The organism is Bacillus cereus group sp. BfR-BA-01360, assembly GCF_022663595.1.
Taxonomy (GTDB): Bacteria; Bacillota; Bacilli; order Bacillales; family Bacillaceae_G; genus Bacillus_A; species Bacillus_A cytotoxicus.
In genome coordinates, this window is record NZ_JAKUFV010000035.1 from 1 (window position 1) to 19,676 (window position 19,676).

A 19,676-nucleotide genomic window follows, 5' to 3' on the forward strand; every position below is an offset into this window, starting at 1 on the left:
CAAAAAGTAACAATCCAAGCTTTGTTGACAGCCATCATACAAAACTTGATAAAGTGGACCAAGCTACTCTCACTAAAAGAAGTTGGCCTATGTTTAACTTATCAAATTTCAGATGAAATAGAAAGTGAAACTGTCACATTTTAGGTGACAGTTTCCTTGACAAGATCTTTTTTCAACAACGTGAAACAATTTATTCATAAATTGTTTGGTTTAGCTTCATAAGCTAAAAATGTAGAGGAAATTGCTACTCTATATTTCTAACTAACATTTTTGCACCAGAACCAGATTTTGTACAGTTTTTTAACTAATTTATTAATAAATGCGAAATCTAAAATAGAATTAGATTAGGAATGTGTAAAAAATTGTATAGATTTATAGGATAAAAAGAGTTTTTCTTGTGATTTTTAGAGTCCATAATTTTTATTGATGGTATAATCAAAATTATGGAGGGATATTATGTTAATTTTTTATGTAATCCTATTTTTTCTTATATTTGGTATTTCATTTTTTTTATTTATTATATCTGGTTCATCAAAAATTAAGGCTAAAAACCTATCACGAATAATGGTCTGTTTAGGAATAAACCTACTTATAAGTCCAATATCTTTTCTTATAGGTGGGATAGCAGATTATGCAGGTGTTGTAGCTAATTATGGAGCTTATTTTGCAGGTGAGTCGACAATAGAACCTCCTCTAGTTAGTCGTACACTTTATTTTTTGGGGGGATTCTTCTTTATTCAAGTAATACCGCTTGTTATGCTACTTGTGGCTTTTTTGAGGTTTATTCAGAAGAGGAAAAAAGGATAAAGAGAATTTCAAAATAATTTTCATTAACTAGAATTATTTTAATAAGAAAGTCCTCCAGTTAAACAATTTGGAGGACTTTTAATAGTTTTTAAAATATATTTAATTTCAATAAAAGGATATAACATTTCGATTAGTAATACTTTTATTTTAATGTTACTTGTTCGAAGCGAGCTGCATCATGGAAATATTTAAGTGGTAATTCAATAATATCTTGCGTAAGGCTATAAACATGCAATGTTCCTATTTTAGTTCCGAAAGCACTTATTAAATCTTCTTTAATACGGTGATTAATTATAAGGCTATCATATTTATTTTTCTTATGATTTTCAATTTTTTTCATTACTTTCTTTTGAAATTCACTAGGAAATGCAGGATTTTCGATAGAATTAAAACCTGGTGCATTAAATGTTACTGCGAGTAATGCAGATCCAGGTAAGGCCCCATCAATCATCTCACTTTGTACCCATTGTGCTAAGTATCCACCAAGTGAATGACCTGTAAGATACATATTTCTCATATTTTGATAATCAGTACGTACTAATTGTCCAACATAAGCAGAAGCGTCCTCAGCTTGTAATTTATCAAGATTTAGTAATATTTGTTGATAATCTTGTAGTATCCAGTCTTGCCATTGTTGTGAACCTCTAAATGCAACTGTATAATCATATCTATCTTCTACAGTTGTTTTTCCTTTGATAACTAGTTTTCTATATACATATGCATCAAGCTCAGTTCTTTCATTTTTATATTTTTGGTATAATTTCCAATCTCCTAAAGCGGTTGTTTCACCGATTTCTTTTTCTTCATTATACGTAGATCTTGCCATTTCAAGAAGTTGCATTGTAATAGATAATTTGCTACCATCTTTTTCTATTTTAGAAATACCATTATCTCGACCTGACTTAATATCTTTATCAATTGCGATAGAACCATTCCCGCTGCCAATTGTGTATTCTTTAATTTGATCAAAGGCCCAGTTTTTTGGTAATGGGAATCCTAAGTTTCCACTAAAACCAGTAGACATACCAGAGACAAAACTGTATGTTGCGTATTTTTTGTCTGATACTTGAATACATACGTTTCGTGAACCATACACTCCAATATTGTAATAACCACCTCCTAATTTTTTCATTTGTTCGTTAATTGCTTGGAAGTGCGGTAAAATTTTGTCTTTAATATCGTCACCTGTTGCATCAAAATCTACCGCAAAGTAGATAGTTGTACCTTTTGGAAATCCATGATATAAAGCGGCTTTATAAGCTGCAATTGCATCTTCTTCACCTTTTTTAGCATTAAAATAATCTTTGTCTCCACCATTTGTTTGGTAGATAGGGAAAATACTAAGGCCGGCTGCGAAAATGTTATCTATTTCTCCGTCTTGAATTTTTTTATTTCTAGCATCTTTTCCTTTAGCGTTTGTTAAATAACGTCCTACAGTTTCATAACCAGCTGCGACTAATGTTTTTGCTCGTTCAGGAGTAACTTCCGTACTACAATCACAAGCTTTACCTTGACGTTCTGGATCGCCTGTACTTACTAATAGAGAAGCCCATGTTTGAAAATCTGAAACGCCAGTCGCTTTCAATAAAGCGAAGTTTTGGAATTGCTTTAATTGTGTAGTCATAAATGCTGAAAAATTCCCATCAAACGGTACATCGTAACCATTGAAAATAAGGGCCGCTTGAAATAGATACACAAAAGCACCTGTTGAACCTTCTTTTAATACGACTAGTTTGATTTTTTCTTGTGTTGTTGGACCAAAGTACCCATTAGCTGTACCATCTTTTAGTCCTTCTTCATATTGAATCGCAAACATTAAAGCTTTTTGTACATCACGTGAATAATGACCATCACAAGGCATATAGAAAAAGTCAGTGCGATTGATATATTTGTTGTTTAACCATTGTTGGATACTTCTAATTTTTTCACTTCCGTTATTAACTAATACATACGCATCCATTGTTAATAGTGCTTTGAATAATTTAGGAGTTACTACGCCATCAGCTGATGTAGATCCTAAATTTTTTTGCATAGTAGCAATAGCAGCTTGTGTACCAGATCCATATGTTCCTGTAATGCCACCAGGTCCATAACCTTTGCAATATAAAGCGGCTTGAATAATTTTTACGATATTTGCATTTGTATTAGATGTTGTACTAATTGGACATTTTTTTGTAATTTCTGCTAATGTACCAGGTCCAAAGGTTGTAGATGTTGCTGTAATTCCAAGTTCTAATTGTAATGCTTGTGTTAAGGCACCCATTGTAGACCAACCTGTTTTTCCGGTTACTTCAATTTCTTTATAACCAGCTCTACCTTTATAGGTTCTGTTGACCCATTCTTGTGCTTCTTTTACCATTTGATCCATTTTTATGACCCCTTTTTTAATTATTTTTTAAAAGCTTAATTTAATAATGGGGTTAAAAATAAATATTCATATTTTAAATGAAATTTAATTAAATTAGGCTCTTACTCTATTAAGTGAAAGAAAGTGAGAATAAATAAAAAAAACAAAACAAAAAAATATATGCAACTGATCTGGTAAACTTGAACATCATAATAATATACCCGGTTCTGGTGCAAAAAATCTATAAAACTTGGACATACTGATACTATTACTCTAAAAAGGTGTGTGATTGGTATGGAAAAGAAAAATTTGTTCAAAAGGAAGCATAATCTATTTTTTCCTGTTCATAAATTAATAACAACTGTTAGGATGGAGTTGAAGTTTATGAAGAAAGTACTGTTTTTGGGGGATCCAGGAATTGATGATTCGTTAGCGATTATGTATGGGTTGTTGCATCCTGATATTGATATTGTTGGTATTGTGACAGGATATGGGAATGTATCGCAAGAACAAGCGACAAGTAATGCGGCCTACTTATTACAATTAGCTGGGCGGGAAGATATTCCGGTTATTAAAGGAGCAATGATGCCACTGTCAGGAGAATTTACAACGTACTATCCAGAAATTCATGGTGCAGAAGGAATGGGGCCCATTCGTCCACCAAAAAGCATTTCACCGAATGTAAAACCTTTTTGTGAATTTTTTTCTATTTTGGAAAAGTACAAAGGAGAAATTATTATTGTTGATGCTGGGAGATCAACAACATTAGCAACAGCTTTTATTTTAGAAAAAACACTTATGCAATATGTGAAAGAGTACTATATAATGGGCGGAGCCTTCTTAATACCAGGGAATGTTACGCCAGTTGCTGAGGCAAATTTTTATGGAGACGCAATTGCTTCGCAACTTGTTATGCAAAATGCAAAAAACGTAACATTAATACCGCTTAATGTTACCTCGGAAGCGATTATAACGCCAGAGACAGTAAAATATCTTGCAAAGCATTCAAAAACTGCTTTTCATACATTAATTGAACCGATTTTTACGTATTATTATAAGGCATATAAAAAGTTAAATCCGAAAATAACTGGAAGTCCGGTTCATGATGTTGTAACCATGATGGCGACGGCTAATCCCTCTTTTTTAGACTATGTATACCGCCGCGTTGCGGTGGATACAGATGGAATTGCAAAGGGGGAAAGTATTGCGGACTTTCGACCACAGCCTGATGCGAAAGCGCTAAAAAATTGGATGAGAATTGGCTGGTCGTTGCACTATAAAAAATTTCTTAAGGATTTCGTTAGAATTATGACATAGACATAATAGCGACATACAAGTTAAAATAATAGAGACGACTTATTGATTAGTCGTCTCTATTATTTTGACTATGAATATATAAAATCGAGAAAAGACATACAAGTAGGAGAGGAATTTCACTTGAAGAAAGTTATAGTTTGTGCAGGAATTGTAGCTATGTTGATGTTGTTAGTATCAGGTAACTTTCTAGCGAAAAAAGTTTGGAGCTCCAATAATGATGATGCACAGTATATCGCTTCATTTGTTGAAGAACATAAAGATGAAAAAAACAGCGCTTTACTCATAAAGCGAAATGATAAAGTTGTGTACTCTGTAAATCCAGATGTTGTTTTACCAGTGGCAAGTACAATGAAATTAATTGTTGCTCTTGAATTTACAAAACAAGTAACAGAAGGGAAAATTGATCCAAATAGCTACGTCTCCATCCATGATGTGAACCGTTATTATGTACCAAATACAGATGGTGGTGCCCAGGAACGATGGCAAAAATATTTACAAAGAAAAGGAAAAATAGATGAAAATGCTGTTTCTTTAGAAGAAGTAGCAAGAGGGATGATGAAATTTAGCTCCAATGCGAATGCGGAATACTTGATGGAAAAGCTCGGATTGGACAATGTGAATCAAAATTTGAAAAACCTAGCACTTCCATCGCATGAACCGTTATTTCCAATTGTTTCATCCTTGTATATTCCAGGATATCTGCATAAAGAGTTACACGTTCCTAAATATCAAATCGAGAAAAAGTTAAAAGAAATGTCTCAAGAGCAGTATCGTCAATATGCAATGGTGATTCATGAGCGTTTGAAAAACAAGGGTGCGATGCTACAAAAAGAAATTCCGTTATATTTAGAAGAACGATATGATAAGATATGGTCCGATCGTTTGCCAGCTGCTTCAGCAAATGACTATATGATTTTGTTACAAAAGGTAAATCATAAGGCAGGGTTTGCAAAGGCTGAGGCAAAAGAATGGGCTAGTCTTGTAGAAACAGATATGAGTACGAAAAAGTATCGTAAAATATTCAGACATGCTGGACAAAAAAATGGTTATACACCATGGACATTAGCAAAAGCTGTTTATGCTACAGATAAGTTTGGGAACTGTACGGAAATTGTGTTTTTAGCAAATCATTTAAATGAAGATGATAGTGCTGAATTGCGTAAGCATTTACGAAATTTACATTTTCAAATTTTACAAAATGAGAAATATAATGCGACTGTTATTAAATAAACCGGGTGCAATATGCACCTGGTTTATTTTTGTACAAGCACCTTTTTATATTTATTGGGTATGATGGATAGTAATAGTTCTTAACGAGGGGGGAGAGAATGAAGCAAATGAAAGAAGAATTTATAGAGGAAGAAGGCAGTGATTTCCCTGGAAAGACCTATATGAATTGTGTGTTGAAACATGTGTTTGAGTTTCAAAGAGAGCATTTGTTATATGATATGTTTATGGTTCACAGAGCTCATATCATTATGTTAATAGAAGAAAAAATAATAAGTTTACAAGAGGGAAAAGAGATTTTAACAGCAGTCGAGAAAGTCGCACAAATTCCGAAAGACGAGCTGCATTATAATTCGAAATATGAAGATCTTTTCTTTTTGATTGAACATTTCATCATAAAAGAAGCAAATGACAATACGATTAGTAATATGCATATTGGCAGAAGCCGGAATGATATGGGAGTGACAATGTATCGGCTGAGTTTGCGTCGTTATCTATTACGTTTTATGGAACATTTTATGTTATTACAGGAAAGTATATTACAAGTTGCTCATAATCATATCGATACAATTATGCCTGCTTACACACATACACAACCAGCTCAACCAACAACATTTGGTCATTACATGGTAGCTGTTTATGATGTAATGGGGCGAGACTTGGAGAGAATTTGGAAAACATATCATTTCTTGAATAATTCACCAATGGGAGCTGCGGCTCTTTCTACAACGAGTTTTCTGATTAATAGGAAAAGAGTAGCTGAATTACTTGGTTTTTCAAGTGTTATTGAAAACTCTTATGATGCAGTTGCAGGTGCTGATTATTTGTTAGAAGTGAGTTCTTTACTCATGGTGACAATGACGAATATGGGGAGATGGATACATGATTTTTTACTGCTTGCAACGAAAGAATATAATGGTATCACGGTTGCGAATCCATATGTGCAAATTAGTAGCATCATGCCGCAAAAACGTAATCCGGTATCGATTGAACACGCTCGTGCCCTCACTAGTAGTGCGATAGGAGAAGCTTTTACTGTCTTTCAAATGATCCACAATACTCCGTTTGGTGATATTGTAGATACAGAGGATGATTTACAACCGTATTTATATGAGGGAATGGAAAAAGCAATTCGTGTATTTTGTACGATGAATGCAGTAGTTCGAACAATGAAAGTAGAAGAGAAAGTTTTAAAAGACCGATCATTTCAGCACGCTATTACCATTACGGATTTGGCAGACACATTAACAAAGAAATATCATATTCCTTTTCGTCTTGCTCATCATGCTGCAAGTGAAGTTGCAAAAATGTCTTTGAAACAAAGCAAAGAATTGCATGAATTAGAGCTAGGAGAAATAAACGTATACTTACAAAAGCAATTTAAAATAAAGCTTTCAAAGGAAGAATGGGAAAATAGTATATTGCCAGAAATGTTTGTAAAGAAACGAATTGTATATGGAGGACCAAGTCACCAAGAGATGGAGCGGATGATTTTAAAAAGAAGAGCAGCATTTGAGCAAGCAGAGAAGAATTTTGAAAGAGAAAAACAGCGCATTTCTAAAGTAGAAAAAGAAACAATGCAACTTGTTACAGGCATGATCAGATTGTAAAATGATATTTTTATATATAGACTTAACAATAAATTAAGGCATTGAATATGAACGAATCATGGAATCGATATGACTATTTTTAGAATTGATTAAGTGAGAATAGTAAGAACTACACGAAGATAGCCTGCTAAGAAACGGATGATTATATTGGTGTTCTGAAACGAAGCAAGTGAAGGAACTCAAATCGCAAACAAAAAAGCTCGTTTATAAGCGAGCTTTTTTGTTATGAACGTGTTATTCATCAATACGAATAACGCCGCCTTGTTTGAAGTTTTCAGTTTCTAATAGATTGACAACCGCCTTAGCAGCATATTCAGGTGAAAGTAATTTTCCTTCTTCTTTTAAGGTGATAAAGCGATCTAAATTTGTAAAATCTTCTTTCTTTGTTTGACGAATTTGTTTTTGCATATTTGTATCAACGACACCAGGTGCAAAGGCGATGATTTTGACGGGAAATTCTTTTTCAGCTTCTTCTGTAGCAACGCACTGTGTAAACATATTGATACCGGCTTTTGTCGTACAATAAGCTCCCCAACCAAAATAAGGATTTTTCCCAGCGCCTGAAGAAATGTTAATCACACGTTTATCAACTTTCCAATTTTTTGTATGCTTCATAAAAGTAGAAGTAAGAATCATAGGAGCAATTAAATTAATTTGCACATTGGCGATTAATTGTTCACTTTCCGATTTTTCAATTGGTTTCATCGGTGCAAGTATACCGGCGTTATTAATCAAATGAATGGATGAAACGTCTTCCAATTCAATAGAGGACAAGATTGCTGCAAAATCTGCTTCTAATTGGTGGACATTTTGAAGATCCATCGGATGAAATGATAAAGAACTTCTTGTTTGATTTGCTATTTCAACAAGTTGTTCATTTGGTCTTCTTGAAATACAAATGAGATTTGTATGTTCCTTTAATAATTGTGTAGCAATGGCTTCACCTAAACCTTGTGAAGTACCTGTTATGATTACGTAGCGCATTTTGTATGGAACTCCTCTCTTATGTATAGAATTTTAGGGACAATGTACATTCTATAGTTTGTCTTCATTTTATAGTATAGAGCATTTTTTATCATCGAGGAAAGGAGAGGATACAGTGCCTTTTATCAATCGTTTTACAACAACAGTTTCTGGTGCAGTTACATTTACAGGGAATACACTTGGTTTAAGTCCACTCTCGCCAGCGCCTAACAATAATTTTGGTACGATAGATGTATTTACAACAGTCGATACAACTTTACAGGTTCCTGGTTTTCCGGCAGGAACAACAGATGATTGGAGAGAAAATTCTTCGAGTGCAATTTTAAACATTCCAATTGGTAGTAATATTTTATATGCAGAACTTATTTGGGCAGGGACATATAGAACCGATACTGAAGATGTTTCCGCATTTTTAGATGATGACATTATCTTTGTGACACCTTTTGAGGAAGTGTTGATTACTCCTGATCCAGTAACGGCTCAGCAAGGTTCAGTAGGAAAGCAATTTTATTATGTTCGCTCAGCAGATGTAACCGAATTTGTTACCGAGGGAGGAACATATACTGCGGGAAGTGTTCCGGCAGCAAGGGTATCCGTTGATGCGACGGTTAGCCGTTCAGTGGGATGGACACTTCAAGTCGTCTATCAAAATAGTACTTTACCACTTCGTAATCTCTCTGTTTATACCGGGCAAGAAATTATTGAAGCTGTATCTCCACCAGTCGATGCTACTATTTCAGGGTTTGCAACGCCTGCAACAGGAACTGTTACAGGAAGGGTGCTTGTTACTGCGCAAGAAGGGGATCCTAATATTATTGGAGACCAGCTACGCTTTGGGCCAGATGTTAATAGTACAGTTACATTGTCGGGGCGAAGAAATCCAGCTAATAATTTTTTTCAATCCCAAATTTGTAATGATAGAGGAGAGTTGGATAGAACCGGTACTTTTGGTGATTTAAATCAGCCGTTAGGAAGAGCGGTAGAAATGAGAAGACAAGGATGGGACATTACAAATGTAGATGCATCCGCATCTTTAGTGAATAATCAAACATCGGCAGTGGTTCGTTTTGTTACGAATGGAGATGGATATGCTACTGCTGGTTTTGGTGTTCAAATAGATGCAACAGGTCCTATTATTAATCCAATTAAATCTGTTGATAAAACAAGTGCTAGAGTAGGAGATCTTCTCACATATACGATTACAGTTTTAAATACCGGTACGGGAGATGCAGAAAATGTTATATTGCAAGATGATATACCGAGTGGAACAACATTTGTTCCTGGTAGTGTAACGGTCGGAGGTATAACACAACCAAATGCTAATCCATCGACTGGTATTCAGCTAGGAGAAATACCAGTTGATGGTACGTCGCGAATTGTGACATTTCAAGTAAGAATTACTAATTTTCCAGATTCGAATACGATTTTGAATCATGCGATGGTATCTTATCAATTTCAACCTTTTGTAGGAAGTCCGTTTATTACAAGTACAGCTTCTTCCAATATAGTAGAGACCACGCAAGGGAATTTTGTTGATTTACAGTTACAAAAGTTTGTCGATATACCAATAGCAACAATCAATGACGTATTAACATATACAGTAAATATTACGAATAACGGAAATGTAGTTGCAAACAATGTAATCTTTGTTGATAGTATACCGAGCGGAACGACATTTGTTGAAAATAGTGTAACGATAAATGGGGTAGCACAGCCAGGAGCTAGTCCTGCTAATAGTGTTAATCTTGGAAGTATCAATCCCTTACAAACGATTGTTGTTGGCTTTCAAGTGAGAGTAACATCCACACCTTTTACAAATCCAATTCCCAATCGAGCGAGTGTAATTTTTAATTTTATCGAAACACCTGGTCAGGAACCTATTTCAGAGCAGGCCACAAGTAACACAGTGTTCACGACAATTATGATAGGTGATATAAGAGCGAGAAAAACGGTAGATAAAAGTTTTGCAACAATTAACGATATTCTTACGTATACAGTTACAATTGAAAATATAGGAAATACGACAGCAACCAATATAATGTTTCAAGACTCAATCCCATCTGGAACAATTTTTATCCAAAATAGTGTAACGATCGATGGAATTTCACAGCCAGGAGTACATCCAGAGATCGGTTTTACGATTGCTAATATTTCTGCTGGAGGGAGTAGGAGAATTACTTTTCAAGTCCAAATTGCATCATCTCCATCCGGTGATACGGTCGTAAATACAGGGAATGTAACGGCTCGTTTTATCATTGACCCGAATCGACCGCCAATTACAATTAATAGACAAACGAATACAGTAATAACACAAATTAATGTTGGAGAATTAAATGTAGTGAAAGAAGTAAACACACAGCAAGCGGGAGTAGGAAATACATTAACATACACGATTACGGTTCAAAATACAGGTAATATTCCATTAACAAATGTGTTCTTTCAAGATACGGTGTCTACAGCGGTTTCGTTTATTGAAAACTCTGTCACGATAAATGGAGTCGCACAAAGTGGACTTAATCCAACTGGTGGATTTCCTCTTCCCGACATTCCAGCAGGTCAATCAGTTGTGATTACATTTCAAGTATTCATTGAACAAAATCCCGAAAATGAAGAGGTTTTAAATCAAGCAAATGTAACGGCTCGTTTTCAAGTTATTCCCAATGAACCACCTGTTACAATTTCAGGTGTGAGTAATATTGTGAATACGACAGTGCAGACAGGAAACTTTGAAGTGATAAAGTCTGTGAATACAGATGTAGCAACAGTAGGAGATATTTTAACGTATACGATTGAAGTGATAAATGCTGGCAGTGTGCCGGCGATGAATGTATTCTTTCAAGATTCGATCCCGCAAGGGACGCTATTTATTGAAAATAGTGTATTTGTTGATGATGTATTACAAGAAGGTGCCGATCCAGAAACAGGAATTTCATTAAGTGATTTCCTAGCTGGGGAGAGTGTGGTCATTACATTTGAAGTGTTAATTGTCGAATCACCATTAGGAAATAATGTTATAAATGAGGCAAATGTTACAGGAGACTTTCTTGTAAATCCAACAGAGCCACCTATTACAGTAACTACACCGAGTAATACAGTTGTGACAGCTATAAATTCAGCGGAATTGAGTGTTAGAAAAAGCGTCAATACAAATGAGTCCGGGGTAGGGGATATATTAACATATACGGTTCGTATCCAAAATAATGGTACCGTATTAGCGACGAATGTTTCTTTTCTTGATCCGATTCCAGCTGAAACAACATTTATACCAAATAGTGTCGTAATCAATGAGGTGCCGCAGCCAGGGCTAGATCCAACCATTGGTTTTTCACTTGAAAGTATTTCTCCGGGATCGATGGTAACGGTAACATTCCAAGTGACTGTTACAAGTGTACCTGTTAGTAAAGTTATACCAAATAACGCAAATGTTACAGCGGACTTTCAAGTCAGTCCTTTGCAACCGCCCATTACAATCGTGACGATTAGTAATATCGTTGTGACGCGGGTAAATATTGGTGCAATTCACGTGATAAAGAGTGTAAATACAAGTGAAGCTGGGATAGGAGATACGTTAACATATACAGTTCTTATCCAAAATACAGGAAATGTTCCAGCAACAAACATTATGTTTCAAGATTTGATTCCAGATGGAGCGCTGTTTGTTGCAAATAGCGTTACAATCAATGGAGTGTTGCAGCCGGGACTAGATCCAGCTGTAGGTTTTGCATTGCCCGATATTCCAGTAAGAGAAACAGCAACTGTTACGTTTCAAGTGACTGTAATGAGTATTCCAAGTGGTAGAAATATAACGAATCAATCAAATGTTACGGCGAGCTTTCTTATCAATCCAGATCAACCTCCTATTACGACGACTACGGATAGTAACTTTGTTGTGACGCAAATCAATTTAGCTCAGCTAGATATACAAAAATCTGCATCAGTCCAACAAGCAGCACTTGGAGAAACGTACACTTATACCGTTGTTATACGAAATAATGGTACAGTTCCAGCGACAAATATTTCTTTCGTCGATACAATTGCTCCAGAGACGACATTTGTTGCAAATAGTATCACGATCAATGGAGATTTGCAACCTGGATTCGATCCGAGTATTGGTTTTCCACTTCCTGATATTGCAGCAGAAACATCATTAACGATAACGTTCCAAGTTACAGTTGCCGCACCGTCTACACGTGGGGGCGTTTTAAATACAGCGACTGCTACAGCAACGTTCGTATTAAACCCTTCACAGCTACCGGTTTCCACAACAAGTTCTAGTAATACAACAGTAGTGGATATACCTTTACCTTCTCCCGGGGAAGTAATAGCTACTAAAACAGTGAATATGGATGCTAGGACAGTTGGTGATGTATTAACGTATACAATACTCATTACAAATGTAGGAATTACGCCTGTTACCGATGTGTTATTTCAAGATACCATTCCAGAGGGAACAACATTTGTTCCAGGTAGTGTGACAATCGGTGAAAGCGCACAACCGAATCTAAATCCAGAACAAGGATTTCTAGTTATTTCAGCGTTAGAATCTAGTGAAAGTATTTCTGTTACATTCCAAGTTACGATTACATCAGTCCCAAGCGAGGAGGTTGTATTAAATGAAGCTGATGTAACATTTACTTCGCAACCAAATCCGATGGAACCGCCAATTACGCAAACGATATCAACGAATTTAGTTGCAACATTTATGAATATAGCTGATATTTTTGTATTAAAGGTAGTAGATAAAGAGGCTGCAACTGTTGGGGATATATTAACGTATAATGTGCTCATTTTTAATATTGGAACAGTACCGGCAACGAATGTGCAATTTCTGGACTCTAGTTCGAGTGGGGTAGAATTTGTTACGGGAAGTGTAGTTATAAATGATACCCCAGAACCTGGGTTAAATCCATTTACAGGATTTCCACTTCCAGACATCCCAGTAGCTGATGTGATGCTCGTCACATATCAAGAGAGAGTTACAAGTATACCGGAAGGAAGTACAATTGTTAACGTTGTAGATATTACTGCTTCATTTGACGTAAGTGCAACGAATCCACCTATTACAGAAACCGTCTCTAGTAATGCAACCGTAACAGAAATAAATGAAGCCGGTTTAAATGTTATAAAAGATGTGGGTCAATCAATCATTGCTGAAGGGAACACCATCACATATACAACGGTCGTGCAAAATATCGGTACAGTTCCAGCTATGAATATTCAATATCGTGATATATTACCTTCTTCTTTACGTTTTATTCCAAATAGTGTACAGATAAATGGGGTAGGGCAACTAGGGTTAGACCCAAATAATGGATTTTCGCTTCCGAATATAGACTCAGGCGAAGGAATAGAAGTTACATTTCAAGTAATGGTTGTAGAGGTTCCAGAAAGTGGAACGATTGCAAATACTGCAAATGTAACAGGAGAGTTTGTTTTAGTGCCAGGGGAACCACCAATCACAGTGAATCAGCCCAGTAATACGGTTCTTATAATGGGGAATAGAGGAAGTTTCCAAGTTGCAAAACAAGTGAATGAAGCAGTAGCTCTTGTAGGTGATGTATTAACGTATACAGTGCAAATTATAAATACGGGGACAGTTCTTGCTACCGATGTTCAGTTTATTGATACCATTTCTGCTGAGGCCCCATTCATTCCGGGTAGTGTAACAATTAATGGAGTGCAGCAGGTAGATCTAAATCCTATTAGTGGATTTTCTGTTGGAGATATTCCTGATGGAGAAACAGTGGAAATTACGTTTCAAGTAGTCGTTGCAGCTGCTCCAGAAACAGAGAGCATTACAAATGAAGCGAACGTAACGGGAAGCTTTACTTTAGTTCCAGGAGAGCCACCAGTAGTGGTCGAACAACCAAGTAATATGACAATTACAGAAATAAATATTGGTCAATTTAATGTAATAAAAACAGTAAATAAAGAAGCAACGCGATTAGGAGATACGTTAACATATACAGTGCAAGTAATAAATATAGGGACAGTTCCTGCTACCGACGTCCAGTTTATTGATGTACCATCAGCTGGATTGGTATTTATTCCAAATAGCGTACAGATCAATGGTAATTTGGCACCAGGATTGAATCCATTTGAAGGTTTTTTAGTACCGAATCTCGATGTAGGAGAAAGTGTTTTCATAACATTTGATGTTACTATAAATACAATACCATCGTCTAATAGTATAACGAATATTGCGCATATAACAGGTAATTTTGAACTTGTCCCAGAAGAACTTCCAATAGAGATAACAAATACAAGTAATACAACAATAACACCAGTAAATCGTGGCAGTTTAGATTTATTTAAGGAAGTAAATTATGTAAACGTTGGGATAGGAGATGTTGTCACATATCGTGTTCGAGTATTGAACACAGGAACGGTAGATGCAACGAATGTTCAATTTATAGATCGACTATCTCAAGGTGCAACTTTTGTTCCAAATAGTGTCACGATAAATGGTGTATTACAATCAGATCTGAACCCGATAACAGGGTTTGTCATACCGAATATCCCAGTAGGTGAAACGGCCCTTGTAACATATCAGGCTGAAATTACTAGTTTTCCTGATGGGGGAACAATTGAAAATGTTGCTAATGTATCGGCAGAGTATGTTTTAGTTCCAGGAGAGTCACCTATTATAGTAGAAGATACAAGTAATACAGTAGTCATCACAGTAAATACAGCAATATTGTTTATTGTAAAAGGGGCAAACTTTGAAGTGGCGACGATAGGCGATGTAATTACGTATGCAATTGCCGTTATAAACGATGGAACAGTACCGATCGAAAATGTAATTTTAATAGATCGTATTGATTCAAATACGTTATTTATAAATGGAACTGTAACAGTAAATGATGAGCCGTTACTATTTGCAAATCCAAATATCGGTATTCCGTTAGGGAATTTACAGCCAAATGATGCAGCAATTATTAATTTTCAAGTCGTTGTCATAGGAGGACAAACAAATCCAATCATTACAAATGCTGCTACTGTAAATGGACTTGCAACTATAAGTCCAGGTCAACCGCCCGTAGCCGTTGAAGAAGATAGCAATACAGTAGTTATTCCTTTTATTACGCCAAATGTTTCTACAAATGTTGTAAAAATGGCGGATTTGCAAACAGCAACAATAGGAGATGTCGTCACATATACGACAGTCATTACGAATACTGGAGATATAGCGATACAAAATATTCATTTTCAAGATCTCGTTAGTAATCGTGTTCGATTTATTCCAGGAAGTGTAACAGTAGATAGGGAAGTCTTGCCTAATGTAACTCCAGTATCAGGATTTAGTGTTGGGAGCTTGAATCCTGGTGAACAGAGAATCATTGCATTCCAAGTTGCAATAGAAGGGCCGCCACAAGGTTCTAATCATTATATTAACCAAGCGAACATTCGTTATGAATATCAAGTTGGTGACATTCTTCCACCAGTAACAGAAATAATAGAAAGTAATGTGGTAGATATTTTATTTGAACCTACAATAGCACAAATTTGTGAAACAAACAGACATTGTTTTAAGAACATTTCATTTAGTTGTTTTCCGTGTAATAAGAAATATATGGATAAATAAGAAGTGCGGTCTCCTAAAGCGAGGAGACCTTATTTTATATAAATTATAATCATTTTCCTTTAAAAGAATTATTACATATGAACATGAAATCTTATAAAATCGCTCAATACGTTGTTCAACGTGAAGTTTGACAATATAAAATAAAAAAATCTTTACTTTTATACGATCGGTATGATAGTATAAGTTTAAACCATTTTACTTTTAATAATATAGGGATTTAAATGAGCTGTAACTTCAAAGGAGGAAAGCAATGTTAAATCTCCTTTGTGGTTACAGTTTTTTACTGTCTTCGTTATTTTTGTAAAGTGGTTGAAAATCAATATGTACATATAGGTACATTGTAGGAGGATTTTTTCATGCAAAACGGTAAAGTAAAATGGTTTAACGCAGAAAAAGGTTTCGGATTCATCGAAGTTGAAGGCGGAGAAGACGTATTCGTTCATTTCTCAGCAATCCAAGGCGAAGGATTCAAAACATTAGAAGAAGGTCAAGAAGTTACTTTCGAAGTTGAACAAGGTAACCGCGGACCACAAGCTACTAACGTAGTTAAGAAGTAATTGAACTAAAAAGAGAAGGGATTCCCCTTCTCTTTTTTTGCATTTGTTAGCTTATTTTCTCATTTATAACAGAGAAAAGTACGATACTTTAATTGCGAGCTACAAGTTGAGAAATCTGTTTTTTTAGAATATGCAAAATGTATGTAATATCTCTTAGTTGTAACAATATGTACAACATAAAAAAGAACCTGTATACGGAAACAGGTCTATCGAAAAATATGTCTATCTCATTATCTATATTTTAACAATTATTAGGAAGAAACTCTAGGCTTGCATATTGAGAAAATTTTTTAGGAAGCTTTGTTTTCATTTAATGTATTTCCATATTGTACAGCTTTATTTGCGTTCACTCTTCCGTTTTTCCAATAGGTTCCTGTTCCTGGTACTTTATCAGCTGTAGTTTCCATGATTTGGCGAATTTGTACATTCGTATATCCTTGATTTGCTAGTAATCCTGCAACACCTGCTACATGAGGTGTTGCCATAGATGTACCGCTTAATGAGCGATAAGTACTGCCTTTATAGGTAGAATAAATACTTGACCCAGGTGCCGCTACATCTACCCAACTTCCATAATTGGAGAAATAAGATTTTTGATCATTTTGATCCGTAGATGCTACTGCAATTACTTCAGAGTAATAAGCGGGATAATTTGGTCTTGTGTTTCCATCATTTCCTGCTGCAGCAACAATGACAGCACCTTTGTTCCAAGCATATTGTACAGCTTGTTGTAAGGCAGTTCCTCCATTAGTAGCCCCTAGACTTAAGCTAATCACTTTTGCACCAGCATCAGCAGATTCTCTAATGCCTTTTGCCACAGCATCAAGAGTACCACTTCCTTGATTATCTAGTACGCGTACCGCATATAGGGAGGACTGAGGAGCAACACCTGCAATGCCAATATTATTATTTGTAATCGCACCTGCAATACCGGCGCAATGTGTACCATGCCCATTTCCATCATCCGACTGACTATCATTATCAACGTAATCGTAACCGTATATAACTTTGGATGATAAATCAGGATGGTTCCCTTGTACACCAGTATCAATAATTGCTATTTTTACACCAGGGTCACTTCTTTGTGCATCCCATGCTTGAGGTGCTTGAATTTTTAATAATCCATATTGATTATTAAAGTAGGGATCATTAGGAGTCCAAAACGCATAGAAATAATAATTTGGTTCAGCATATTCCACATTAGGGTTATTTTGGTACATTTTTATTTTATCTTTGACAGTGCCTTTAGTGAATTTGACAACTTCAAAGCCCAATACATCATCTTTTGACACCACTTCCGCTCCGACTGACTTATGGAATTCTTGGGATTTAGAAAGGGAAGTATTATCTTTAAATTTTACAATAATCTGGTTTGGGACGTATTCGTTAGATGAAGGTGCTGCATTGGATGAAGAAGGATGAAAAAAGAAGCAACCAAAGACTAGAGATACAGTAAGCAGTAAAAATTTAATTTTCCTTTTCAATAGCTGTTTCCTCCTTGTTGATTTCTCTTTTCAACTATATAGTCCGGTCCTGCGATTTATGATTAATTATTTATTTTTTTTGAAAGTTCTTTCTAACGGTTCTAGCTATCGCTATAGAGTGAATATGCTAAAACGATAAAACTAAGTAATTTATACAAAATATTCCTTATTGGAGCTGTATGAAATTTTAAGTTGATGGGCATGCGTTAGGACTCCAATTAGTTAAAAGAGAGCTTAGTTTCTCTCTTTTTTTATTTAATTCGACAAAATATGACAAAATTTAAATTGATTGTTTGCTATGATGGGCTTGGAAATCTTACATTTTACATAATTGGAGGAACTGAAATGTACAAGAAATTAGGTACGATTATTCTAACTGGAGCACTTGCTTTTGGTCTAGCTGCATGTGGATCTAATGAACAGACTAGCAATGGAGTAGAAACAAAAGAAAAAGAGCAACCAAAACAAGAAGCAAAAAAAGATAATTTAAAAGAAGGGAAAACTGAATCAGCTAAAGGGAATCGTTCTAATCCTATAGCATTTAATGAAACTGCAACAATAGACGATATTATTTTAAATACTGACGGCGGAGAATTTAAGAAGTTCAAAGCGAAAGTTGAAGTTTCTATTTTAGAGGTTGTACGTGGGGAACAAGCTTTTGAAATTCTAAAAAAAGAAAATGAATTCAACGAACCTGCTCCTGAGGGAAAAGAATGGGTATTAGTTAAAGTAAAAGGAAAGGTAGCAGATGCTGAAACACAAGACTTTGACTATTTACTATCTGATATGAACTTTAAATTAGTATCAAAAGAAGGACAAGTATATAATCACGAACTATCTGCTGTAACTCCTAATGAATTGCACCAAAAGTTATACAAAGGTGCTGAAGGAGAAGGTTATATTTCGCAAGTTGTAAATGTCGGTGATGATTTCATGATTCAATTTGAAACAAATGAAGGAAAAAAAGTATTCTTTAAATCTAAATAATTATATAAGGAGTTAACTATGAAACGAACAACTGAATTTGTATTAGGACTGATTGGTGGTATTTTTGGCGTATTAGGGGCTGTCCTAGCTTTGATGATAGGCGGATTAGGAGCTGCATTTGAAGCTGATGGGGCTAATTCTATTATTGGTTCAGGTTGGGCTGCAGTAGGCTTATCTATCCTAGGAATTGTTGGAGCTGTAGTGGTTAAAAATAAAGCTAAAGCTGGCGGCATCATGATGACAATTGCTGCAATAGGTGGATTTATTTGCATTTTTGTATTTTATATCTTACCAGGTATATTATTATTAATCGGCGGGTTAATGGGGATTTTCCGTAAGGATAAGGCTTCGGTATCTGCATAAAATAGAGGCTGGGACAAAACCCATCTCTAAACTAAAAAGCCGGTGAAATTTTACAATCAGTAAAATTTCACCGGCTTTAAATTTTTTTCATAAAAATAAGGACCATTTCTGATAAAGTGACACTTTAATCAGTGGGGAGTTCTTCATCCTCCACTGATTATGAGCCCTCACCAATCGGGCTGTTACGGGCAGTTAATCTCCGACCTATCTTCCTTGCTTCTCTCTGCATCTTGATATGGAAACATAATTGCTATTTTAAACACTTTAGAAGTCATTTTTTATACAAGAGTTTTATTCAACCCCGCTCGGATCGTAAGAATATTGCTGCTTATTCTCAATCCGCTCAATCACATCTTGCAATTCATCTGGCTTTAGAAACTCAATCGGAGAGAAGCCTTTCTCAAACGT

Annotated in this window: 12 protein-coding genes; 8 read left to right on the forward strand and 4 right to left on the reverse strand. The window is 35.5% G+C overall.

Annotated elements, in window-relative coordinates:
- The first annotated feature begins 456 nt into the window (after window positions 1-456).
- The gene (locus MR056_RS20635; protein WP_048723711.1) at window positions 457-807 is read left to right on the forward strand and encodes a hypothetical protein; all 351 of its coding nucleotides are present in this window, start codon (window positions 457-459) and stop codon (window positions 805-807) included.
- Between the two features lie 142 nt (window positions 808-949).
- On the opposite strand, the gene MR056_RS20640 is transcribed toward MR056_RS20635, so the two are convergent.
- On the reverse strand, window positions 950-3,175 hold the full coding sequence (locus tag MR056_RS20640) for a glycoside hydrolase domain-containing protein (RefSeq protein ID WP_087098935.1): 2,226 nt from the start codon (window positions 3,173-3,175) through the stop codon (window positions 950-952).
- A 363-nt stretch (window positions 3,176-3,538) separates the two neighbouring features.
- Between MR056_RS20640 and MR056_RS20645 the strand changes: the two genes are divergently transcribed.
- The 3 genes from MR056_RS20645 to argH all read left to right on the forward strand — a co-directional run bounded on the left by MR056_RS20645 (window position 3,539) and on the right by argH (window position 7,308).
- A complete protein-coding gene (locus tag MR056_RS20645; RefSeq protein WP_235436456.1) occupies window positions 3,539-4,471 on the forward strand; it encodes a nucleoside hydrolase in 933 nt (310 codons plus the stop codon).
- Between the two features lie 120 nt (window positions 4,472-4,591).
- Window positions 4,592-5,701 carry a serine hydrolase gene (locus MR056_RS20650; RefSeq protein WP_048723709.1) on the forward strand — a complete coding sequence of 370 codons (1,110 nt, stop codon included), beginning with the start codon at window positions 4,592-4,594 and terminating at the stop codon, window positions 5,699-5,701.
- A gap of 98 nt (window positions 5,702-5,799) precedes the next feature.
- Window positions 5,800-7,308 (forward strand): argininosuccinate lyase, encoded by a 1,509-nt coding sequence (gene argH, locus MR056_RS20655; protein WP_048723708.1) that lies wholly within the window; start codon window positions 5,800-5,802, stop codon window positions 7,306-7,308.
- Window positions 7,309-7,542: 234 nt separating this feature from the next.
- Here argH and MR056_RS20660 read toward each other — a convergent pair whose 3' ends face one another.
- Window positions 7,543-8,292: a (S)-benzoin forming benzil reductase gene (locus MR056_RS20660; RefSeq protein ID WP_012094666.1), complete on the reverse strand. Its 750-nt coding sequence runs from the start codon at window positions 8,290-8,292 to the stop codon at window positions 7,543-7,545.
- Between the two features lie 115 nt (window positions 8,293-8,407).
- On the opposite strand from MR056_RS20660, the gene MR056_RS20665 reads away from it, so the two are divergent.
- Window positions 8,408-15,877 (forward strand): DUF11 domain-containing protein, encoded by a 7,470-nt coding sequence (locus tag MR056_RS20665; RefSeq protein ID WP_087098933.1) that lies wholly within the window; start codon window positions 8,408-8,410, stop codon window positions 15,875-15,877.
- Between the two features lie 356 nt (window positions 15,878-16,233).
- Complete coding sequence (gene cspB, locus MR056_RS20670) at window positions 16,234-16,434, forward strand: cold shock-like protein CspB (RefSeq protein WP_012094664.1); 201 nt, start codon at window positions 16,234-16,236, stop codon at window positions 16,432-16,434.
- 290 nt (window positions 16,435-16,724) lie between these two features.
- Here the strand turns inward: cspB and MR056_RS20675 are convergent, their stop codons facing one another.
- Window positions 16,725-17,918, reverse strand: a complete 1,194-nt coding sequence (locus MR056_RS20675; protein ID WP_048723706.1) for a S8 family peptidase — start codon at window positions 17,916-17,918, stop codon at window positions 16,725-16,727.
- 345 nt (window positions 17,919-18,263) lie between these two features.
- Between MR056_RS20675 and MR056_RS20680 the strand changes: the two genes are divergently transcribed.
- Together MR056_RS20680 and MR056_RS20685 are read left to right on the forward strand one after the other, a co-directional pair.
- Complete coding sequence (locus tag MR056_RS20680) at window positions 18,264-18,905, forward strand: hypothetical protein (RefSeq protein ID WP_087095143.1); 642 nt, start codon at window positions 18,264-18,266, stop codon at window positions 18,903-18,905.
- Window positions 18,906-18,923: 18 nt separating this feature from the next.
- The gene (locus MR056_RS20685; RefSeq protein ID WP_048723704.1) at window positions 18,924-19,268 is read left to right on the forward strand and encodes a DUF4064 domain-containing protein; all 345 of its coding nucleotides are present in this window, start codon (window positions 18,924-18,926) and stop codon (window positions 19,266-19,268) included.
- Window positions 19,269-19,559: 291 nt separating this feature from the next.
- On the opposite strand, the gene MR056_RS20690 is transcribed toward MR056_RS20685, so the two are convergent.
- On the reverse strand, window positions 19,560-19,676 hold a 117-nt coding region (locus MR056_RS20690), incomplete at its 5' end, for a DUF3898 domain-containing protein (RefSeq protein ID WP_242136666.1).